Source organism: Rhizobium sp. BK098 (assembly GCF_014193155.1).
Classification (GTDB): domain Bacteria; phylum Pseudomonadota; class Alphaproteobacteria; order Rhizobiales; family Rhizobiaceae; genus Rhizobium.
Genome location: NZ_JACHYY010000002.1, coordinates 412115 through 430738 on the forward strand (window position 1 = coordinate 412115; position 18624 = coordinate 430738).

20 protein-coding genes are annotated in these 18624 nt (G+C 60.4%); 15 read left to right on the forward strand and 5 right to left on the reverse strand.

The annotated features are described in order from the left end of the window. Positions 1 to 28 precede the first annotated feature (28 nt). Positions 29 to 652: a TIGR00730 family Rossman fold protein gene (locus FHT73_RS06865; protein WP_015339326.1), complete on the reverse strand. Its 624-nt coding sequence runs from the start codon at positions 650 to 652 to the stop codon at positions 29 to 31. 155 nt (positions 653 to 807) lie between these two features. Between FHT73_RS06865 and FHT73_RS06870 the strand changes: the two genes are divergently transcribed. The 7 genes from FHT73_RS06870 to FHT73_RS06900 all read left to right on the forward strand — a co-directional run bounded on the left by FHT73_RS06870 (position 808) and on the right by FHT73_RS06900 (position 8845). After that, a complete protein-coding gene (locus FHT73_RS06870; protein WP_183710529.1) occupies positions 808 to 2853 on the forward strand; it encodes a LysM peptidoglycan-binding domain-containing protein in 2046 nt (681 codons plus the stop codon). Positions 2854 to 3056: 203 nt separating this feature from the next. Then, positions 3057 to 4943, forward strand: coding sequence for an ABC transporter ATP-binding protein/permease (locus tag FHT73_RS06875; protein ID WP_183710531.1), 1887 nt, complete (start codon positions 3057 to 3059; stop codon positions 4941 to 4943). Positions 4944 to 5071: 128 nt separating this feature from the next. After that, complete coding sequence (locus FHT73_RS06880; protein ID WP_112607353.1) at positions 5072 to 5770, forward strand: phosphatase PAP2 family protein; 699 nt, start codon at positions 5072 to 5074, stop codon at positions 5768 to 5770. 177 nt (positions 5771 to 5947) lie between these two features. After that, positions 5948 to 6493 (forward strand): orotate phosphoribosyltransferase, encoded by a 546-nt coding sequence (gene pyrE, locus FHT73_RS06885; protein ID WP_246712053.1) that lies wholly within the window; start codon positions 5948 to 5950, stop codon positions 6491 to 6493. 203 nt (positions 6494 to 6696) lie between these two features. Next, positions 6697 to 7395, forward strand: coding sequence for a phosphatidylserine decarboxylase (locus FHT73_RS06890; protein WP_015339322.1), 699 nt, complete (start codon positions 6697 to 6699; stop codon positions 7393 to 7395). Between the two features lie 121 nt (positions 7396 to 7516). Further along, the gene (gene pssA, locus FHT73_RS06895; protein WP_112337946.1) at positions 7517 to 8377 is read left to right on the forward strand and encodes a CDP-diacylglycerol--serine O-phosphatidyltransferase; all 861 of its coding nucleotides are present in this window, start codon (positions 7517 to 7519) and stop codon (positions 8375 to 8377) included. 327 nt (positions 8378 to 8704) lie between these two features. Beyond that, the gene (locus FHT73_RS06900; RefSeq protein ID WP_015339320.1) at positions 8705 to 8845 is read left to right on the forward strand and encodes a hypothetical protein; all 141 of its coding nucleotides are present in this window, start codon (positions 8705 to 8707) and stop codon (positions 8843 to 8845) included. Between the two features lie 75 nt (positions 8846 to 8920). Here the strand turns inward: FHT73_RS06900 and FHT73_RS06905 are convergent, their stop codons facing one another. Together FHT73_RS06905 and FHT73_RS06910 are read right to left on the reverse strand one after the other, a co-directional pair. Next, positions 8921 to 9685, reverse strand: a complete 765-nt coding sequence (locus FHT73_RS06905) for an SOS response-associated peptidase (RefSeq protein WP_183710533.1) — start codon at positions 9683 to 9685, stop codon at positions 8921 to 8923. Positions 9686 to 9728: 43 nt separating this feature from the next. Continuing rightward, entirely contained in the window at positions 9729 to 10049 is a 321-nt protein-coding gene (locus FHT73_RS06910; RefSeq protein WP_183710535.1) for a YnfA family protein, read from the reverse strand. 162 nt (positions 10050 to 10211) lie between these two features. Here FHT73_RS06910 and FHT73_RS06915 point away from each other — a divergent pair, with 162 nt between their 5' ends. The 7 genes from FHT73_RS06915 to FHT73_RS06945 all read left to right on the forward strand — a co-directional run bounded on the left by FHT73_RS06915 (position 10212) and on the right by FHT73_RS06945 (position 14443). Then, entirely contained in the window at positions 10212 to 10631 is a 420-nt protein-coding gene (locus tag FHT73_RS06915) for an NUDIX domain-containing protein (RefSeq protein WP_112607357.1), read from the forward strand. Between the two features lie 94 nt (positions 10632 to 10725). After that, on the forward strand, positions 10726 to 11160 hold the full coding sequence (locus FHT73_RS06920) for a TIGR02301 family protein (RefSeq protein ID WP_183710537.1): 435 nt from the start codon (positions 10726 to 10728) through the stop codon (positions 11158 to 11160). Between the two features lie 104 nt (positions 11161 to 11264). After that, positions 11265 to 11522: a hypothetical protein gene (locus FHT73_RS06925; protein WP_015339315.1), complete on the forward strand. Its 258-nt coding sequence runs from the start codon at positions 11265 to 11267 to the stop codon at positions 11520 to 11522. A 16-nt stretch (positions 11523 to 11538) separates the two neighbouring features. Continuing rightward, entirely contained in the window at positions 11539 to 12297 is a 759-nt protein-coding gene (locus FHT73_RS06930) for a hypothetical protein (RefSeq protein WP_112607361.1), read from the forward strand. Between the two features lie 177 nt (positions 12298 to 12474). Then, positions 12475 to 13314 carry a folate-binding protein YgfZ gene (locus tag FHT73_RS06935; RefSeq protein WP_112607365.1) on the forward strand — a complete coding sequence of 280 codons (840 nt, stop codon included), beginning with the start codon at positions 12475 to 12477 and terminating at the stop codon, positions 13312 to 13314. Further along, positions 13311 to 13928, forward strand: a complete 618-nt coding sequence (locus FHT73_RS06940; protein ID WP_112337952.1) for an HD family hydrolase — start codon at positions 13311 to 13313, stop codon at positions 13926 to 13928. The genes FHT73_RS06935 and FHT73_RS06940 overlap by 4 nt, the downstream gene beginning before the upstream one ends. Then, the gene (locus FHT73_RS06945) at positions 13925 to 14443 is read left to right on the forward strand and encodes a tyrosine phosphatase family protein (RefSeq protein WP_112607367.1); all 519 of its coding nucleotides are present in this window, start codon (positions 13925 to 13927) and stop codon (positions 14441 to 14443) included. Before FHT73_RS06940 ends, FHT73_RS06945 begins: the two co-directional genes overlap by 4 nt. Before the next feature lie 115 nt (positions 14444 to 14558). Here the strand turns inward: FHT73_RS06945 and FHT73_RS06950 are convergent, their stop codons facing one another. Together FHT73_RS06950 and FHT73_RS06955 are read right to left on the reverse strand one after the other, a co-directional pair. Further along, positions 14559 to 15071, reverse strand: coding sequence for a superoxide dismutase family protein (locus tag FHT73_RS06950; protein WP_112607369.1), 513 nt, complete (start codon positions 15069 to 15071; stop codon positions 14559 to 14561). Between the two features lie 149 nt (positions 15072 to 15220). Next, on the reverse strand, positions 15221 to 15559 hold the full coding sequence (locus FHT73_RS06955) for a hypothetical protein (RefSeq protein ID WP_112414598.1): 339 nt from the start codon (positions 15557 to 15559) through the stop codon (positions 15221 to 15223). A 291-nt stretch (positions 15560 to 15850) separates the two neighbouring features. Here FHT73_RS06955 and FHT73_RS06960 point away from each other — a divergent pair, with 291 nt between their 5' ends. Then, a complete protein-coding gene (locus FHT73_RS06960; protein ID WP_246712052.1) occupies positions 15851 to 18598 on the forward strand; it encodes a DUF2339 domain-containing protein in 2748 nt (915 codons plus the stop codon). The last annotated feature ends 26 nt before the right edge of the window (positions 18599 to 18624 follow it).

The window sequence follows — 18624 nt, forward strand, 5'->3', positions numbered from 1 at the left end:
CCAGCGGGCCTGGTTAGCAGATCCCCAGTCAAAGCTTGGAAATGACGGCCTCTTCGCCGCCGCGATCTCCGGGAACCTCCGCAGCGTGCTTGCGGATGGCCGGGATAATATCGGCGATCTTGTCGATAACCAGCGGCTGGACGCGGTGGGCGGTATGGACGAAGCCCTCTTCCGTCATATGGCGGATGAGTTCCATCATCGGATCCCAGAAACCGTTGATATTGGCGAAGACCATCGGCTTTTCGTGACGGCCGAGCTGACCCCAGGTCATGATCTCCACGATCTCTTCCAAAGTGCCGATGCCGCCCGGCAATGCCACGAAAGCGTCGGCGCGTTCGAACATGCCGTGTTTGCGCGCATGCATGTCAGGCGTTATGATGAGCTCGTCGAGCTGACCGAGCGAATGGCGCGTCGCTTCCATATCGACGAGGAATTCCGGAATGATGCCGGTAACCTGACCGCCGTGCGATAGCACGCCGCTCGCGACAGCGCCCATGATGCCCTTCGTTCCGCCGCCATAGATCAGGCGCAGGCCGTTTTCGGCAATGCTTTTGCCCAATTCGCGGCCGGCAGCCATGTGGGAGGGATCGCGCCCCGGCCGTGAGCCGCAATAGACGCAAATGGTTCGAATTGGCGTGGAATCGTCGGTCATGGATGCAAACAACTATGCTGCAGATGCTCAGTCAAGATTTTTCAAAGGAAAACTTGTGCCGGGACATGCGAAAATGGCTGAGAAAGCTTGTAAAAGCAGCCGAAATCGCTAGCAATTTCAGGAGTTGCGACGACTTCGCCGCGTGGAGATGAATGATGATGAAGAACCGTGCCGGGTGGCTGGCTCTGTTGGTGTTGGCAATTGCAACCCTGTTGATGGTCTTCTTCGTGATGCCGCGCATCAACGGCGACAAGACCCCGATCGGCGATGCGGTCAATCAAGCCAGCAACACGGTGAAGAATACCATCGACCAGAACGCGCAGAAGGCCGGCGAGACTGCACAGAACGCGACCAAAACTGCGCAGAATGCCGCCAACACCGCAGATCTCACCAAGAAACTGACCGAGCTTACGGGTGCGGCAACCACCTCGCTTGCCGATCTCAAGGCGCTGTTCAAGGATGGCAACACACCGTCCCAGGATACCTTCACGGCCGCAAAGACGAAGGCAACCAACGCCCTGCAATCGATCGTCGGCTTCGCGCTTCCTGAGGGAATCGATGCGGCGACCACGGGGCTTGTGAAGAAGGTACAGGACGGCGCTGGCAAGGCGCTCACCATCATCCAGTCTCTCCCCGACAATGCCGCCGAAGCGAGTGCAGCGATCGACAAGGCTTTCGCAGCGCTGACAGGCCAACAAGCGCCCGAGACCAACGCGGCTGCCAATCCTCGCGTACCCTCATTCGACGTGTTGCGCGTCGAGCCGGATGGCTCGACAGTTATCGCAGGCTCGGCGGAGCCGAATGCCAAGCTAGAAATCGTCGACGGCGAAAAGGTCGTCACCACCACCAATGCCGGCCCGAGCGGCGACTTTGCCGCCGTGCTCGACAATCCGCTGCCGCCTGGGGACCACGAACTGGTGCTGCGCGCTACCGGCAAGGACGGCAAGGCCGTCAATTCCGAGGAAGTCGCCACTGTCTCCGTGCCGAAAGACAATTCCACCCAGGTCCTCGCGATGGTGTCCAAGCCAGGCGCTGCAAGCCGCATCATCACTGCCCCTTCCGCCAAGCAGGGCCGCGTGACCGCCGGCGAACAGGACGCGTCCGCAGCCGACACTCAGGCCAAAGCGACGGATATGCCGGCAGCCACGGCAGATGCCAAGCCGCAACAAGACGGTACCGCGGTTGCATCCGCCAATCCTGCGGCAGGCACGGCAACGCCGTCGGCAGCAAAGGTGGAGGCGGATCAAGACGTCGTGGTCAATGCGGTTGAGATCGAAAACGATCATATCTTCGTCGCCGGCACCGCGAAGCCGAATACCAAGGTCCGCGCCTATGCCGACGACAAGCTCATCGGTGAGAACGTCGCGGGTGCGGACGGTCACTTCGTCGTAGACGGACCCATGCCTCTGGCCGTCGGCGATCACAAGATCCGCGTCGACGTGCTCGATGGCGCCGGCAAAGTCGTGGTGCGGACCAGCGTCAACTTCACGCGCCCCGAGGGCAATCAGGTGACGGTTGCGGCGCAGACGCCCGCCGCCAATGGTCAAGCGCAAGCGACCACGGCAAACCTGGTACCGCTCGACGAGGGCGAGCTTGCCAAGCTCAAGGAAGGCGCCGGCAAGGCTTTTGCGCTGCTGAAGGGCCTCTTTACCGACGGTAAGCAACCGAATACGGAACAGCTCGCAGCCGCCCGCTCCGGCACGGAAATCGCGTTGAAGTCGCTCTCCGAATTCCGGCCGACCATCAACGCCAGCGCCGCGCTCAAGAAGGCTGCGGCCGATGCCTCCAGCGTGGCCGGCAAGGCGCTAGCTGCTCTCGTCGCCTTGCCGAAGGACCCGAAGTCGGTCGGCGCCGCCCTGCCTGGACTCGAACAGATGATCGCCGTTATCACGGCGCCGGCGCAGACGGCGCCAGCACAGCCGAATGCCGAAGTCTCGTCCAACGAGCCGAAGACGCTCGAGCAGGCGCCGCTCTCGCAGGATAGCAATGCCGTCATCATCCGCCGCGGCGACACGCTGTGGCAGATCTCACGCCGCATATACGGTGCGGGTGTGCGCTATACGACAATCTATCTGGCCAATGAGGACAAGATCAACAATCCGGACCGGATCCTGCCGGGTCAGGTCTTCGGCCTCCCGAAGGATGCATTGCCGAATGCCGAGGAACTCCATCGCAAGCGGCTTTCGGGCGAGCATCTCTAGCAGTAACTATAGTGCATTGAGAACATTGATTGCCGCCAGGCGCATCAACGCCTGGCCGCTGCTTTTATGCGGCACGAAAATAGTATAAGCGTCGCCCAACCCCATAGCCTTCACGCAATGGCCATGTCTTGGCTTCGAAGGCTTGCCAGTCGGCTGTGCAATGCTGTCACACCCGGCTGCCCAATTATTCGCCGGAGACGGACATGGCAGGCCAGAAGAAAACCATATCGGCGGATTCCAGCAATCCGTTGAACACGATCGTCAATCTCTGGCCCTATATGTGGCCAAGCGGGCGCATGGATCTGAAGATGCGGGTGGTCTGGGCGACCGTCTTCCTGCTGGTCTCGAAATTCTTCCTGCTGCTGGTCCCCTACTTCTTCAAATGGTCCGTCGATGCGCTGAACGGCAAGCTCGACATGCAGGGCATTCTGCCTGCCTTCCTCGTCGGCGCTGTCGCCTTGATCATCGCCACGAACGCGACGCGCCTGATCCAGCTCGGCCTCAACCAGCTGCGCGACGCGCTGTTTGCGAGTGTCGGTCAGTATGCGGTGCGCCAGCTCGCCTACCGAACCTTCGTGCACATGCACGAGCTCTCGCTGCGTTTCCATTTGGAGCGCAAGACCGGCGGCCTCTCGCGCATCATCGAGCGCGGCACCAAGGGCATCGAGACGATCGTCCGCTTCACGATCCTCAACACGTTTCCGACCTTCATCGAATTCCTGCTGACCGCCATCATCTTCTGGCGCGGCTATGGCTTTTCCTATCTTGCAGTCACGGCCGTCACGGTCTGGCTCTACATTTGGTTCACCGTCAAGGCGAGCGACTGGCGCATCTCCATCCGCCGCACGATGAACAACAGTGATACCGACGCCAACACCAAGGCGATCGATTCGCTGCTGAATTTCGAGACGGTCAAATATTTCGGCAACGAGGAAATGGAAGCCAAGCGCTTCGATCAATCGATGGAGCGATACGAAAAGGCAGCCACCAGCGTCTGGACGTCACTTGGCTGGCTGAACTTCGGTCAGGGACTGATCTTCGGCCTCGGCACGACCGTGATGATGGTCATGTCCGGCTTGTCGGTCCTGAACGGCCAACACACGGTCGGTGACTTCGTCTTCATCAATGCCATGCTGCTGCAGCTTTCCGTGCCGCTCAACTTCATCGGCTTCGTCTATCGCGAAATACGCCAGGGCCTGACCGATATCGAGGAGATGTTCGATCTGCTTGAGGTCAAGCCCGAGGTGGTCGATGCGCCTGACGCCAAGGAACTTGTCATCGGTAATGGCGCGATCGCGTTCAAGGACGTGCATTTCGCCTATGATCCGGCCCGGCCGATCCTGAAGGGCATTTCTTTCGAAGTTCCGGCAGGCAAGACCGTCGCCGTCGTCGGGCCTTCAGGCGCCGGAAAATCAACGTTGTCGCGCCTGCTTTATCGTTTCTACGATGTGCAAAGCGGCACGATCACCATCGACGGCCAGGATCTGCGGACCGTCACGCAGAAGAGCCTGCGTAAGGTCATCGGCATGGTGCCGCAGGATACCGTGCTTTTCAACGACACCATCGCCTACAACGTCCGCTATGGCCGGCCGGGCGCAAGCGAGGCGGACGTGACGGCGGCCGCGGAGATCGCGCAGATCGGTGAGTTCATCCGCAATCTGCCCGAAGGCTTCGAGACCAAGGTCGGCGAACGCGGTCTCAAATTGTCTGGCGGCGAGAAGCAGCGCGTGGCGATCGCGCGCACCGTTCTTAAATCGCCGCCCGTTCTGATCCTCGACGAGGCGACCTCTGCGCTCGATACGACGACCGAACGCGAAATACAGGCCGCCCTCGACGTCGTCTCCAAGAACCGCACGACCCTCGTTATCGCGCACCGCCTGTCGACCGTCATCGGCGCGGACGAGATCATCGTGCTCAAAAGCGGCGTGATCGCCGAGCGCGGCACCCATGCCGATCTGCTGGCTCGAAACGGGCTCTACGCCTCCATGTGGAATCGTCAGCGCGAGGCGACGCAGGCCGAGGAGCATCTGAAGCAGGTGCGCGAGAACGACGACCTGGGCGTTATCGACCGCCTGGCGCCGGCAAGGTGAAAAACTGCGGATGCATTGAATCCTTTCCCCATGGCAGCACCGAGGCGTAGCGGTTATGCACCGATTTTTGTCACGAGACTGAGATGACAGCTTGCTAGGTACGAGGGTCTTTTGAAGGGAGCCCCCAAATGCGTACTTTTGCCAAAGCTTTAAGCCTGTTGCTCGTCGTCGGCCTGGCCTCGCCGGTTTTCGCCGAAGATGCGAAGCCTTTCGCCGATGCCAAGGAGATCAACCTTCTCGATCTGCTGCCGCCGCCACCCGCCAATGATTCCGCGCAGATGAAGGCGGAGCTCGGCGAAATCCTGACGATCCAGGTGACCCGCACGCCGGAAATGGCGGCTCGCGCCGTGGCCGATGCCGAAGAGAACGTCTGGCGCTTCTCCGACGTCATCGACAATCCGAAATTCACCAAGGAAAACCTGCCGAAGTTTTCGGCCTTCTTCGATCGCGTCGTCGAGACCGAAGGCGCCGTCGTCGATCCCGCCAAGGATGTCTGGAAGCGCCCGCGCCCGCATCTCTACAGCGACCTCGTCAAGCCGATCGTTCCGCTCTCCAAGTCCGGCTCGTATCCGTCCGGCCATGCCACTGTCGGCACGCTGATGGGCATCGTGCTCGCGAACATGGTGCCGGAAAAGCGCGCCGCCATCATGGCGCGTGCCTGGGAATACGGCCATAATCGCATCGTCGGCGGCATCCACTACGCCTCCGATATCGAAGCCGCCCATATTGCGGGTACCGTCATCGCCGAAACCATCATGACGCATGACGACTACAAGACCGAGTATGAAGGCGCCAAGGCGGAACTGCGCGCTGCTCTCGGCCTCTGATTTCCAACCTGCAGCGAATGCACGAGCCGCCGGATAGTCTCCGGCGGCTTCCGTTTACTCAGTCCCCGAACCTCCCCAAATCTGCGCTTCACATCGCACCCGCCGAGGGCACTGTGTGGTTTGCGGTCGCACGATTCCCGGCTAATACACGGGAGGCGGTATGACGAAGGAGATTGAATGATGGCAGCTGCGTTAATTCAAACGAAAAGCGATCTTGCTCGGTGCATTGCCGAGGTGGCAATGTTGCAAGGCGAATTTGAACTCCGCTCGGGCCAGATCTCCAACCGATATTTCGACAAATACCGCTTTGAAGGCATGCCTTCACTGCTGAAGCCGCTTGCCAAGGCCATGGCTGAGCTCATCCCCGTTGAAACCGAAATCATTGCCGGCCTGGAACTCGGAGGCATCCCGCTCGTCACAGCGATCTCCCTGGAGACTGGCCTTCCGGCCGCGTTCGTCCGCAAACAAGCAAAGGCTTATGGGACCTGTCAAGCAATCGAGGGACAAGACGTTTCCGGCCGCCGTGTAACCTTTATCGAAGATGTGATTTCGACAGGTGGCGCCGTAAAAGATGCCTATCACCTGGCAATCAGCTCGCAGGCGGAGATTCTTGCCGTCATTTGTGCGATCTGGCGAGGAGATGGCGTACCCGCGGTCCAGGGCCTTCCCCACCTTTCCGTCTTGCCCGTCTTTACGAGAGCAGAGCTGGAAGATGCCCTGTAGGCATCCGTATCGGCCAGGAATAGGATTGCGTTGAGGACGAGTGTGCGAAAGCATTGCCCATGACAGAGTTTGCCTGTAGTCACGCTCGACTGGTATTCAGAGCAAGACCGCTTATCTTGTTCTCATTCTTTTGACTGGCATGATCTTGACGGAGAACCGGAGCCTGGTTCCTGGCGGGAATGCCCTAACGGAGTAGGCCATAGATGAGCTTGATGAACAGCGTACGCAACGTCATCGTTCCCGTACACAAGGAGGGCTATCCCTTCGTTGCAGGCTTCTTCGTCGCGTCGCTGGTGCTCGGTTGGATCTTCAAGCCGCTCTTCTGGATCGGCCTGATCCTGACGCTGTGGTGCGCCTATTTCTTCCGCGATCCCGAACGCCTGACGCCCCAGGACGATGATCTGGCGATATCGCCGGCAGACGGCAAGGTTTCGAGCGTGCAGATGGTGACGCCACCGGCTGAGCTCAACCTCGGCAGCCAGCCGATGCTGCGTATCTCGATCTTCATGAACGTCTTCGATTGCCATGTGAACCGTTCGCCTATGCGCGGCCGCATCACCAACGTCGCCTATCGCCAGGGCAGCTTCCTCAACGCTGAACTGGACAAGGCCAGCGAACAGAACGAGCGCAACGGCCTCGTGATCGAAACAAAGCATGGCGAAATCGGCGTCGTGCAGATTGCCGGCCTCGTTGCCCGGCGCATTCTTTGTTTCGTTCATCCGAACGAGCCGCTGGATGCCGGTGAGCGCATCGGCCTCATCCGCTTCGGCTCGCGCCTCGATGTCTTCCTGCCGGAAGGTGCTTCCTCGCGCGTTGCCGTCGGCCAGCGGGCGATCGCCGGCGAAACCGTTATTGCCGAATTCGGCTCGGCCAAGGGCGCAACCCTTAGCCGCCGCAGCTGAATCCGAGAGTATTTCCCCCTAAACTGAGGTACGGAAATACTCTACACCATTGTTTTCACGCAATTCCGGACACAAAACTGCTTCGCGCTTTTGCTGGAATTGCTCTAGGAACACGAGCGAGATGAAGACGCCTTTTCCGCCTTTCGAGCCACACGGGCCCAACGACGAAGCACGCGGACCGCGTCTCCGGGAAATTCCGTTGCGGCTGATCGTGCCGAACATGATCACCGTGCTGGCGATCTGCTCGGGCCTGACAGGCATTCGCCTCGCTTTTGAAAACCGATACGAGCTCGCCGTCGTGGCCGTGCTGGTCGCCGCTTTCCTCGACGGTATCGACGGGCGCGTCGCGCGGCTAATGAAGGCCACCTCGAAGTTCGGCGCTCAGATGGATTCGCTCGCCGACATCGTCAACTTCGGCGTTGCCCCGGCGCTCGTCGTCTACGTCTTCCTTCTCGATCAGGCCCGTTCGCTCGGCTGGATCGCCGCGTTGATCTACACGATCGCCGCCGGCCTGCGGCTCGCCCGCTTCAACGTCATGGCCGAGCGCGAGCACAAGGCCTCCTGGCAGTCGGAATATTTCGTCGGTGTACCCGCGCCTGCCGGCGCCATGCTGGTGCTGCTGCCTGTTTATCTCGGCTTTCTCGGCGTGACGCCGGACCGCACCTTCGCCTTATGGGGCGCTGCCTACACCGTCCTCATCGGCTTTCTTCTGGTCAGCCGCCTGCCGGTATGGTCGGGCAAATCGGAAGGCAATGGCGTAAGGCGCGATCTGGTGCTGCCCATCATGCTCGGTCTTGTCGTCTATGTCGCGCTGCTGATGAGCTATACGTGGCATGTCATGGTCGTGACCGTCGTCATCTATTTGCTGTCCCTGCCCTTCGGTGCGCGCTCCTGGGCGAAGAAATACGGCACCTACACCATCAACGGCCCCGCCGATCCCAATGTCGACGATTCCAACGACGACATAGGCCGGCATATCTAATGACGGCATATTAAATTGCCGCGCGGCAGCCCTTCGGCAGCTTGGCTGCGCCGCAACCACAAGTCTGTAAGTCTTCCTTGTCAATCAGAGACATGGTGATCGCTCAGCGGCGCAATGGGGAGCTGGCGCGGCGCGATGTTTCCGCAGATTCAAACATTGCGGCAGTATGGATTCTACGCGAGGATTCGGCGCTAATCTCGCGAAATATGGTCGTTGTTTACAAAAGCTGATTGGCAAACGCCTTCGATTTGTCATGATTTACGACAAAAAGCACTACTCGACTGTGAATCGAAAAATGCTCCGGGGGAGCATGGTGAGGAGTGAGACATGACGCAGAAGAAAGACCAGCCGGCACAACCGCAGGCAAAGATCGACCCCAGCAAGCATTATCGTCCGCTGGGCCTGAAAGCCGTTCTTGCAGCCCATCTGATGCTGAAGACGAAGCCTCTCAAGAAGAAGATCGCCTGAGAATAACTTTGCACCCGCCGCCGACCGATACCGGCAGGAAGCATTTCCGATCACTGGCCGCCGAATGGCGGCCGCTCAGAGAAGGCTTAGCTGGCCATCGTCCGAATCCGCCTTCTTCGGCGGTTTTCTGACCGGATCGAGCACTACGGGTGTCTGTACATCCGGCCCCATATTGGCAACCTTGTTGACGCGATCCGAAACCGGGATCGCCTCGAAAAAATCCTCCTGAACCGGCTTCATCAGATCAAGGACATCACGCGGCTCCTGCGTCTTGCAATCGAGCCAGCGAGCGAAATCCTCCGGTTTGATAACAACGGGCATGCGGTCATGGATGGATCGAATGGCGCTGTTTGCCGCCGTGGTCAGGATCGCCCCCGTATCGACCTCGGAACCGTCGGCCGACGACCAGGTTTCCATCAGCCCGGCAAAAGCGATGACGCCGCCGCTGCGAGGACGAATCCAATAGGCTTGCGACTTCTCGCCGCTTTCCTTCGGCGGTCGATGCCATTCGTAGAAACCGGAAGCCGGGATGAGGATACGACGATGGCGCATGGCCGCGCGAAAGGAGGCCTTGCCGATGGCCGTTTCCGCTCGCGCATTGATCAGCAGCGGGAAATCCTTGGGGTCCTTCACCCAGTCGGGCATAAAGCCCCAGCGCACGAGCAGAGCACGGCGATCCGGCAGGTTACTGCCCGGTCGCTGGCTATCGCCCGATATGACGACAAGGATCGGCTGCGTCGGCGCAATATTATAGCGCGCGGGAAATGCCTCGTTCAGCAGGACGCCGAGCGCTTCGCCCACCTGGTCTGCCGTCGATGTCAAAGCGAAACGTCCGCACATGAGGCCTGTGTTGCACCCGAGAAGCGGAGGGTCAAGTCTGATGTCAGCCGCGCGGACCGAAGAGAATGATCCCCGCGCCGGCAAGGCAGATGATGGCGCCCGAAATATCCCACCGGTCCGGTAGCCGCCCTTCGGCGAGCCAGAGCCAGAGAATGGAGGCAATGATATAGACGCCGCCATAGGCAGCAAAGGTGCGCCCCGCCGCCTCGCTTGGCACCAGTGCCAGCAGCCAGGCGAAGAGCGCCAGCGAGACAAGGCCAGGCGCCAGCCACCAGACGGGCTTCGACAGACGCAGCCACGCCCAGAAGGCAAAGCAGCCTGCGATCTCGGCGAGAGCAGCCAAAGCATATAGCCCGTAGATCATCCCCGATCGTTCCCATATTCGATGCATTCAGAATCGCGGCTTCCGCCGGAAGGGAGTTAAGGGGCTTTCCCGCGGGACAGCAAGCGGCGTTTCCTGTAGAGATTGGTCGCCGATGACCTTCGTCGTCACACACCGATCTTCCCATCCGATGCAAAGCGACCTATGGCTTCCAATCCCCGCCCTGCCTCCTCTGCCATTCTCGAGCGCAACGGCCGCTTCCTGCTAGTCTTGCGCAGCAATCCGCCGTCCGCCGATATGTACGCCTTTCCGGGCGGGCGGGCCGAAGACGGAGAGACGCCGGCCGACGCGGCACTGCGCGAGTTCAAGGAGGAGACCGGCATCTCAGCCCGCAATCCCCGCTTGTTCGAGACTTACGACCTGCGCTCCCACGCGGCAGACGGGACCCTGACGAGCCACTTCCTGCTCTCGGTCTTCCTCGTGGACGCCGATGAGGATGCCGTCGCCGAGGCTGCCGACGATGCGGCTGCCATCGGCTGGTACACGGTGGAGGAGGTACGCGCCCTGCCCGTTCCGGCCAGCGTGCTCGAATGCGTGGAACGGCTTGCTGCAGAAAACGCATAGCTCGGCCCCGAAATTAACGATGCTGAGCAATATCGGGGTGGAAACCACCTGCCATGCCTTGTTCCCGTCATGCTTGTCCGGTCAACATGGTTACATGATTCATAACAACCTTGGCCGACCGCTTCTGATCTGCATCGCGCTTGCCGCAGCCTTTCCCGCTGCCGCACAGCCGGCAGCAAGCGGGCCGCCGGCACAGGTGCCGGATAGCGGGAGTGCGGAGCAGCCGGTACCCTACGACGAACAGCTGTCGCGGCTCTCCGAAATCCTCGGCTCGATCGACTATCTGCGCAATCTCTGCAGTCCGACGCGCGAGGATGGTTGGCGGGGCGATATGCAGCAGTTGCTCGACACGGAAACTAAGAACGAGCCGAAACGAAGAGAAAGACTGATTGCGGCTTTCAACCGTGGGTATCGGTCCTTTGCGTCGGTTTACACGAATTGCACGCCGCAGGCCCGCACTGCGGAAGAGCGATACCGTAACGAAGGTGCAACACTGGCAACAGAAATCACCGCGCGCTTTGGAAATTGACGATTTATTAACCTCTTTTGACAGCGAGCCGTGTCGTTTTGAGAAAAGGCTGATAAAGTTATTAAGCAAGTGGTAAGGACATGAACGTCTCGAGGAAAGAAACAATGGAAGCCAGCCTGAACGAAATCGACGACATGATCGTTCATGAAAAGATGCAGGCAGCGCTGGAATACCAGAACGAAGCCTGGGCAGACGGTATGGCTGACGGCATCGAGCCTGAAATCATCGCCGACGCCGCCATTGCCCATGCAATTCGCGAGACGATCAGGATTCAGGGGGAACAGGGCGCCGAAGCCTTGCTCGAATCGCTGCGTGAACGCATGCTCGCTGGTGAATTCTCTCCGAACCGGACCCTGCAATAACAACCAGAGATTGCTTATGCGTATCTTTCCAGGCAATGCGCTCATCTGTTCCATTGCCTCCTTCGCTGCCGTAACCCTGTTTTTGGGCAGCGTGGCTCTGCCCATTCCGGCTAGCGCCTTTTCTCAGCTCAATCCGCCAGCCCCCCAGGCGAGAGATACAGCAAAGTCCGCGCAACAGAAAAACGAGAAACCGATCGAGCAGGCGCTGGAAGCACCTGCCAACAATGCGCTGCCGGCGCCTGAGCCCTTGATCAACAAGCAGGCTGCACAGAGCAGCGGTGGCGCTTCCAGTACCGGCAAATCGGTCGAATTCCTCTTCGATATCGACAAGGCGCCCGAGCCAGTAAAGAAGCTCCGTACCGCGATCGTCGAGGCTGCCGCTTCCGGCGATCTTGAGCGTCTGCGCCCGCTGATGAACATCGGAGGAGGCCTGAAACAGACCCAGGTTACGGCCGACGATCCCGGCGAAGATCCGATCAAGACGCTGCATGACCTTTCGGGCGATCCCGACGGCATAGAAATCCAGTCCATTCTCCTCGACATCATGTCGTCAGGCTTTGCCCATGTCGGCCAGGGAACCCCGGATGAGGTCTATGTCTGGCCCTATTTTGCCGAGAAGGACATCAAGACCCTCTCCACGCCGGAGAAGGTCGACCTGATGCGTATCGTGACGGCCGGCGACTATGCCGACATGCAGGAATTCGGCGGCTATAATTTCTATCGCGTCGGCATCACGCCGGACGGCCGCTGGAAATTCTTCACCTCGGGCGAATGATCCGACCGGAGAACTTGCGGTTCTTCGCTGAAGGCCCTACCTCTGCGTGATGAAGCATGTCGCGCAAAAGTGCACAGCGGTTTTGTGACAACGACATGCGCAAGAACAAAGACCTGAAGCGCCGGAAGCGAGTCTTAGAGATCGCAACGTGCTTCAGGCCAAATCAGCGGAACCATCATGCCAGCCGTATTCCTCAGAGAGCGCTCGTTCATCCGCATCACCGGCGCGGAAGCAGAAGCGTTTCTGCACAATCTCATCACCACCGATCTCGTCTGGCTTGGCGCCGATGAGGCTCGCCCCGGCGCGTTGCTGGCGCCGCAGGGCAAGATCCTGTTCGACTTCATGATCTGGCGGGATGGTGCAGAGTTTTTACTCGAAACCGACACGGCACAGCGGGAAGGTCTGCTGAAGCGGCTCACCATGTATCGACTGCGCGCCAAGGTCGATTTCGTCGCAGAGGATACCCAGGGGGTCACGGTCGCATGGGGAGATAATGCGACGCACGGGCCAAAGGACAGCCGCTTCGCCAAGGCCGGGATTGTGCTGAGCCGGACGCCCGGCGAGCACGGCAGCGACCCCGATACGCTCTATGACGCGCTGCGGATCGCCAACGGTATTGCCGTTTCCGGCCGCGATTTCGCATTGCAGGACGCGTTTCCGCATGATGTGCTGATGGATCTGAACGGCGGCCTTGGCTTCCGCAAGGGCTGCTATATCGGCCAGGAAGTGGTTTCGCGCGTGCACCACCGCGGCACGGCGCGCAGGCGCGTCGTCATCGTCAGCGGCGGCGCCGAATTGCCCTCCTCCGGCACGGAATTGACCGTCGGCGGCAAGCCGATCGGAACTCTCGGCTCGACCGCCGGCAATATGGGCCTTGCCATCGTCCGTATCGACCGGGCCGGCGAAGCCATTGCCGAAGAAGCTCCGATAAGGGCTGGCGATATCGACGTCACCGTGTCTCTGCCGGCCTGGTCCGGCCTCTCCTTCCCCGCCCGCGCCGACGAGGCGTCGGCATGACATCGGCGACGACTGCGCGCGCCTGGCAGCGCATGTTATCCGGGCGCAGGCTCGACCTGCTGGACCCGTCGCCGCTCGATGTCGAGATCAGTGACATTGCGCATGGGCTTGCCCGTGTCGCGCGCTGGAACGGCCAGACCTCCGGCGACCATGCCTTTTCGGTGGCGCAGCATAGCCTTGTGGTGGAAGCGATCTTTCGTCATCTCAACCCGGCAACGCCGGACGAACTGCTTGCCGCCTTGCTGCATGATGCACCGGAATATGTGATCGGCGACATGATCTCACCGTTCAAGTCCGTCGTCGGCGGCGATTACAAGGTCGTGGAGAAACGGCTCGAAGCAGCCATCTACCGGCGCTTCGCCCTGCCTCCGCATTGCGCGCCGAAGCTCAAGGAAAAGATCAAGAAGGCCGACACGATCTCTGCATATTTCGAGGCGACGCTGCTTGCAGGCTTCACGCCCGATGAAGCCCGCAAATTCTTCGGCCAGCCGCGCGACATCACACGCGAGATGCTGCCGATCGAGCCGATGCCGGCAATCGAGGCGCAGCGGCTGTTTCTGAAGCGCTTCGAAGCGATCGAGGCGGAGCGCGCTGCCATGAGGGTTGGGGCGTGACCAGGATCGTCGTATCGCCGCTCGCCCGCATTGCCGAAATGGCCGTTCATCATGGCGCGCGCGAAATGATCAGCCTTATGGCCAAGGAGCACAGCTTCCACCGCCCAGCGGTCATCCAGGCGGATCGGCATCTGCTGCTCCATATGAACGACATCAGTTTTGCCGGGACAGGCGATCTCGTCGCTCCACAGGAGGCGCATGTTCGCGCGATTATCGATTTTGCCTCCGGCTGGGATCGAAGCGCGCCTTTGCTCATCCATTGCTGGATGGGCGTCTCCCGCTCGCCGGCGGCGGCGCTGATCGCGGCTTTGACCGTTCACCCCGAGCAAGACGATTTAGTGCTGGTGCGTCGGCTGCGGGTAAGCTCGCCATTCGTCACGCCGAACGCCCGACTGGTCGCCATCGGTGATGAGCTGCTGGGACGCCAGGGGCGCCTGGTCGCCGCAGTCAAAGAGATCGGCCGCGGCGCCGATGCCGACGGCAATGCACCTTTCACACTGTCCTTGGACAGCTAGCGCGTCGACGGCCATCAAATCATCGCCAGCAGGCACGCCCTCGACAGAAAAATCGCTGCCGGATGCCGACCGCGTCAATAGCTGGATTCACTCTCGATTGTCTGGCCGCCGGCCCCTATTGAATGACGGCACATGCCAGACGCTTGCCCGCACCGCCGACGGGCTGGCTGCGGTAATCGTCGGACTCCGCATGGATCATCAGCGTGCGGCCGCGAATGCCGTCTTTGCCGTTCAGCGATACCATGCCGTTGAAGACCTGGGCGCGCAGCTTGCCATCCTGATCGACATACTGGTTGGGCATATCGCCGGCATGCGGCCCGCTGGCGGCCAGAAAGCCATGTTCCGCCTTTGTGGGATTGAAATGCCCGCCGGCGGACTCGAAGCCGTGCGTATGCTCACACCGGCTATTCTCATGGATATGGAAGGCGACCCAGCGATTGGCGGGCATGCCGGACACTTCCAATTCGATCAGCACGCCCTTTTTACCTTCAGTTAACGTCGCCCGACCGACCTGCTTACCGTCGAGGCCGACAAAATCGGCAGTAGCGGTATTTTGACTTTGGGTTTGTGCTGCCGCGGGCGCGGCTGCGGCAAGAGCGAGAATTGCAACGATCATTATCCGCTTCATGGACCACCCTCCCTGTTCTGCGTGGCTGTTGCCCAACGCATGGCAGGCATGACGGTTCCGGTAACTGGAAAAAATGATCCTACATCAAAATGATAAGGCAGCTTGCCGGTGCGCCGGCAGGCCGCCCTTTCATCGGATGAAAGTACGTATCAGGCCGCTACGCTATCGGCATCATATTGGCCGTAGGTACTGTTGTAGGCATCCATCGGCGACAGCAGATTAAGATCGTAAACGGCATTGGATTCCGGCGACTTTGCCGTAGAGGCAGCGTCGGCGCCCGGCAATTGCATGAGCTTTGCGATCAGGTTACCCAAAGCGCTGTTGGAACCATCGGCTGCGGCACCGGGATCGTCGGCTTCGAGAATGCCGGGGCGCTCGGCCGCCGCGCGCTCCCCTTCGCTCAAAAGACCGTCGTTATTCGCATCAAGGCGCGAGAGCGTGCCACGATACGGATAGGAGCTATTGGATATGGAAGAAACATGGGACATACAAACCTCCTAGGGTAGGAGCCGCCTCATGCGACGTCGTTTGTACTCAATACATTCAGAGCTAAACTAGGAACTGGTATTAAGCTGCTTCGCGCTGCCGGTAAAGACAAATTGTTAATGAGTATTAACCATAGTTCCCAAGCGGCAAATCCGGATTTTCTAATATTGGTTTTGTGATGCCTTGTCAGGCGACGGGGCATAATCCCCTGGAATCATAGGCTAATCCGGCTATCCAGCCTTACTCGATGAACAGTTTCGTATATGGTGCGACGGATTGCCCATGGAGGGGACATGATGGAATTGTTGCCGCTCGTCATCCTGATTGTCGGTATCCTGGTATTGCGGGGCCACAACCTAAGGATAAAGCAGCTTGAGGCGCGCGTTCAGGAGCTGCAAAATGCTCTCGAGGGCAAGGTGCTGACGCCGGATACGGGCGAATCGATTCCGCCGGCTTATGCCGTCGCGCAACCCATGGACGACGAACCGAAAGTCCCGATCGAAGATACTTCCGCGCCCGAAATCGAGGCGCCCGCTCTCGCTGCACGCAACATTGCGGATGCGGGCCAGGAAGAAGACGCTCCTCTTGCGAGCCAGACCTCCACCCCACCGAAGGAAAGCCTGGAAAGCACAATCGGCGCACGCTGGGCCGTCTGGGTCGGCGGCATCGCCCTGGCACTCGGCGGCATCTTCATGGTCAAATATTCGATCGAGAGCGGCCTTCTCAGCCCCGGCGTGCGTCTGGCTCTTGCGGCACTCTTCGGCCTTGCCCTGATTGCTGCAGGCGAAGTGATCCGCCGCCGCGCCGCGCCGGTTCTGAACAGCGCCTTTCAAAATGCGATGATCCCTGGCGTCTTGACGGCAGCCGGTGTCGTCGCCCTGTTCGGCTCGACCTATGCGGCGCATGCCATCTACGAATTCATCGGCCCCGCAACCGCCTTCATTCTTCTCGCACTGATCTCGCTTGCCACGCTCGGACTATCGCTGTTGCATGGGCAGGCGCTTGCCGGCCTCGGCCTGCTGGCGTCGATGGCGACCCCTGCCCTCATCGCTTCTACCGCGCCACGTCCCTGGACACTCTTCGGCTATCTCGTCCTAACCTGGCTTGCGACCCTTTTGGCGTCGCGCCTGCGCCGCTGGCTGATCGCGCCATCGCTCGCAAATGGGCTTCTGAGCCTGTGGCCGCTGCTCTACATTACCTTCAGCCCGGTCGTGGATCTCGCGCCGGTCACGCTTTCCATACTGGCCATGATCGGCGGCACCATCTTCTTGTGGCCGGGACGCTATCCAGTCTCGGAAGCGGTGAAGGAAGACGCAACAACGGCACCGGCCGAAGACATGCCCCAGCGAGTAAGCTCCGGTATGGAATGGGCGGCATTTCTTGCCCGACAGCCGCTCGGCATGACGCTGACGGCCGCGATCGGTGCGCTCACGGTATCACTCTGCATCGTCGGCTCCAGCCTTCGATATGGATATCCAATCGTCGATGCGACATTCATGTTTGCGGCGATCGTCGCAGCGGTGGCAGCCTTCGGTGCTGGCCGCCTGCATGCCGCCTGGGCAACAATCCTGTCCGCGCTCGTCGCCGTGGTCGGCACGTCCGGCATTTTGACCAACTGGATCGCCGGGATCGAATCCACGGCGGATGGAACCGCCAGCCTGCAGAGCACTGTGCTCTATGAGGTCCTCGGCCTCGGCGCCCTCTTCGTAGTCATCGGCGCCTTCTTCCTCCGGCGCTTCGCCCAGGCGGAGAAGCCCTATGCCGCTCTCTGGAGCCTTGTCATGGCAGCCACGCCCTTGGCGATCGCGACGATCAGCTTCGTCAACTTCGGCAACTGGACGCTCGACTGGCTGCATGGGCTCTACGGCATCGGACTGGCGCTAGTTCTCATCGGGCTTGCGAAATGGCAGGATCGCAGCGACGGCGAAGAACTGAACCTGCCGACGAACATCCTCGCGGCCGGTTCGTTTGCCGCAGCAGTCTTCGCCCTGCATACGCTTGCGCATCATGCCACCGCGACGATCCTGCTGCCGGTTCTCGGCATCGCCTATCTTTTGGCGGGACGCCTGCGCAATTGGCCCGTTCTGCCATGGACCATGGTTGCCGCGCTTGTCATCACTATGGGGCGCATCGCCTGGCAACCGACGATCGTCGATCCCTCGGAGCTCGGCACCACACCGGTCTTCAACATGCTGCTTGCCGGCTACGGCATTCCGGCCGCTCTTGCCGTCTTTGCTGCCTTCATCACGCGTCATTCGCCGAACCTGCGACTGCGCAACGCTTTGCAGGCGCTCGCCTGCTTCCTCGTACTGCTAACGATCGCCATCCTCGTGCGCCACGCCATGAACGGCGGCGTTCTGAACGATGCGGCTCCAACGCTCGGGGAACAGTCGATCTATACGCTGCTGGCAATCGGTGCTTCCGCAACGCTGATGGCGCTCGATCTCAGCGCCGCGAGCCCTGTCTTCCGCTATGGTGGCATGGCCCTCGGCGTCATTTCGGTCGCAATGATCCTCACCCTGCATCTGCTGGGACTGAACCCGTTCATGACAGGCGAGAGCACGGGTCGCATCCCACTCTTCAACCTGCTGCTGCTCGCCTATCTTTTGCCTGCAGCCGCCTATGGCGGATTGGCGCTCTTTGCTCGTAACCGGCGCCCGTTCCCCTATGTCAGCATGCTGGCCGCCGCGACGGCCGTGATGGCCTTCGCATGGGCAACCTTGTCGGTGCGGCGCTTCTGGCAGGGTGAGTACATTCCCTTCTGGAACGGCTTCATCCAGGGCGAGCTCTATTCCTACTCTGTCGTCTGGTTGCTGATCGGCATCGCGCTTCTCGGGCTCGGCGCCCGCTTCGAGGCCCGGAGCCTGCGCATCGCCTCGGCGGTGCTGGTCTTCATCGCCGTCGTCAAAGCCTTCCTCATCGACATGGCGAATCTCGAAGGCTTCCTGCGGGCACTGTCCTTCATCGGCCTCGGCGCTGTCCTGATCGGTATCGGCCTGTTCTACCAAAAAATCCTGACGCGGAAGAAGGCGACGGAATGATTGCGGCGAATCCATTGACCCGATAG

Coding starts and splice junctions, on each gene's coding strand:
- FHT73_RS06920 (WP_183710537.1), top strand. CDS start 10,726: ATGATTCATAACAACCTTGGCCGACCGCTTCTGATCTGCATCGCGCTT.
- FHT73_RS06880 (WP_112607353.1), top strand. CDS start 5,072: ATGCGTACTTTTGCCAAAGCTTTAAGCCTGTTGCTCGTCGTCGGCCTG.
- FHT73_RS06955 (WP_112414598.1), bottom strand. CDS start 15,559: ATGTCCCATGTTTCTTCCATATCCAATAGCTCCTATCCGTATCGTGGC.
- FHT73_RS06890 (WP_015339322.1), top strand. CDS start 6,697: ATGAGCTTGATGAACAGCGTACGCAACGTCATCGTTCCCGTACACAAG.
- FHT73_RS06960 (WP_246712052.1), top strand. CDS start 15,851: ATGATGGAATTGTTGCCGCTCGTCATCCTGATTGTCGGTATCCTGGTA.
- FHT73_RS06915 (WP_112607357.1), top strand. CDS start 10,212: ATGGCTTCCAATCCCCGCCCTGCCTCCTCTGCCATTCTCGAGCGCAAC.
- FHT73_RS06870 (WP_183710529.1), top strand. CDS start 808: ATGATGAAGAACCGTGCCGGGTGGCTGGCTCTGTTGGTGTTGGCAATT.
- FHT73_RS06925 (WP_015339315.1), top strand. CDS start 11,265: ATGGAAGCCAGCCTGAACGAAATCGACGACATGATCGTTCATGAAAAG.
- FHT73_RS06930 (WP_112607361.1), top strand. CDS start 11,539: ATGCGTATCTTTCCAGGCAATGCGCTCATCTGTTCCATTGCCTCCTTC.
- FHT73_RS06875 (WP_183710531.1), top strand. CDS start 3,057: ATGGCAGGCCAGAAGAAAACCATATCGGCGGATTCCAGCAATCCGTTG.
- FHT73_RS06935 (WP_112607365.1), top strand. CDS start 12,475: ATGCCAGCCGTATTCCTCAGAGAGCGCTCGTTCATCCGCATCACCGGC.
- FHT73_RS06865 (WP_015339326.1), bottom strand. CDS start 652: ATGACCGACGATTCCACGCCAATTCGAACCATTTGCGTCTATTGCGGC.
- FHT73_RS06910 (WP_183710535.1), bottom strand. CDS start 10,049: ATGATCTACGGGCTATATGCTTTGGCTGCTCTCGCCGAGATCGCAGGC.
- pyrE (WP_246712053.1), top strand. CDS start 5,948: ATGATGGCAGCTGCGTTAATTCAAACGAAAAGCGATCTTGCTCGGTGC.
- pssA (WP_112337946.1), top strand. CDS start 7,517: ATGAAGACGCCTTTTCCGCCTTTCGAGCCACACGGGCCCAACGACGAA.
- FHT73_RS06905 (WP_183710533.1), bottom strand. CDS start 9,685: ATGTGCGGACGTTTCGCTTTGACATCGACGGCAGACCAGGTGGGCGAA.
- FHT73_RS06940 (WP_112337952.1), top strand. CDS start 13,311: ATGACATCGGCGACGACTGCGCGCGCCTGGCAGCGCATGTTATCCGGG.
- FHT73_RS06950 (WP_112607369.1), bottom strand. CDS start 15,071: ATGAAGCGGATAATGATCGTTGCAATTCTCGCTCTTGCCGCAGCCGCG.
- FHT73_RS06900 (WP_015339320.1), top strand. CDS start 8,705: ATGACGCAGAAGAAAGACCAGCCGGCACAACCGCAGGCAAAGATCGAC.